General features: G+C 73.4%; 1 protein-coding gene. It reads right to left on the bottom strand.

Annotated features, from left to right (window positions below):
• Nucleotides 1–230: 230 nt before the first annotated feature.
• Nucleotides 231–1070: a carboxypeptidase regulatory-like domain-containing protein gene (locus D7V88_RS41570; protein WP_120545968.1), complete on the bottom strand. Its 840-nt coding sequence runs from the start codon at nt 1068–1070 to the stop codon at nt 231–233.
• Between the last annotated feature and the right edge of the window lie 218 nt (nt 1071–1288).

Here is a 1288-nt window from a genome sequence, read left to right as displayed (position 1 = left end):
CGCGGGTGGGCTTCACGATCCGCAAGGCGGGGCCTCCCGCTCCGGTGGCGGAGCCCGCGCAGGCGTAGCGAAGGCCGGGGCGTCCGCGGCGGGACCCGACCGTGGGCTCGCGAGTCCAGGCGTCGCGCGGGCTCGCCTCACCGCCAGTTCCCTGGCGGAGGGCCGTTCTTCACGGGATGCGGCTGGAAGGGACTTCATCAATCAGTCCCCTCCCCTCCATGCCGTCCGCGTTACGGCTTCGCGGGCGCGTCCGTCGCGGCGAACGTGAACGACGCGTCCGCCGGGGCGCCGTCCTTCACGGTGACTTCCGCCGTCTTCGCGCCCAGCGTCTCGTGCCACGCTTCCACCGTGTACGTGCCCGCCGGCAGGCCCGTCAGGGTGAAGGTGCCGTCATCCCCGGTGGTGGCGAAGTACGGGTTGGCGTTGCTCACCACGTACGCCGTCATCCACGGGTGCACGTCGCACTTGAGGCGCAGCACCTCCGCGTCCGCCGGCAGGGGCTTCTGCACCGGCGCGCCCGACGGCGGCTGCGCCACGTTGAACACGGGCTTCGTGCCCACCACGCCGCGCACGTTGTGCAGCGTTCCGTCGCTGTTCTTGAACACCACCTGCTGGCCCGCCATCGCGCCCTGCACGCGCGGCACGTACGTGCACTTGGACTGGTCCACCACCACGGGCGTCGACGGCGCCGCGGGCGCTCCCGCCACCGTGCCGCGCACGCGCACCAGCACGTTCTTGAGCTTGCCGTCCTTCACCAGCACGGACTGCTCCTTCTCCGGCCGGCCGTCACACGCGGGATCCACGCTGGGCGCCAGGTCCGCCATCACCGGCGCCGTGCCCGTGAAGGACACCGAGCCCATCACCACGCCGTTGCCCGCGGGGGCCGGAGCCACCGCCGCGCCCTCACCCGCGCCCGCGGCCGCCGCGGGGGGCAGCGGCTGCTGCGTGGGAGACGGCGCGCGGGAAGGGGCCTCGGCGACAGGCGCGGGCGCCTCTTCCTTCTTGCACGCGGGCAGGGCCAAGAGCCCCACGACGGCGACCATCGACAAGCCAGGCGAACGCAGCTTCATGAGGCAGTCTCCTCGCAGTGGATCCGTGTTGCGGTGCCCGCCGTCGTAGTGGAAGGCCCCGGGCAAGTCCAACCCCTGAAGCGGGCTACTCGCGGCGGCTCACGCTGAACGCGGCCAGCCCCACGAATACCGCCGCGAACGCCAGGAGCGCCGGCACCTCCCACCCCACCCCACCGCCGCCCGCCGAGCCCACCGCCAGCGACGCCTGCGCCCCGTAC

This window comes from Corallococcus terminator (assembly GCF_003611635.1).
Lineage (GTDB): Bacteria > Myxococcota > Myxococcia > Myxococcales > Myxococcaceae > Corallococcus > Corallococcus terminator.
The sequence above is the reverse complement of the archived record's forward strand: the minus strand, read 5'-3'. Positions and strand labels throughout refer to the sequence as shown.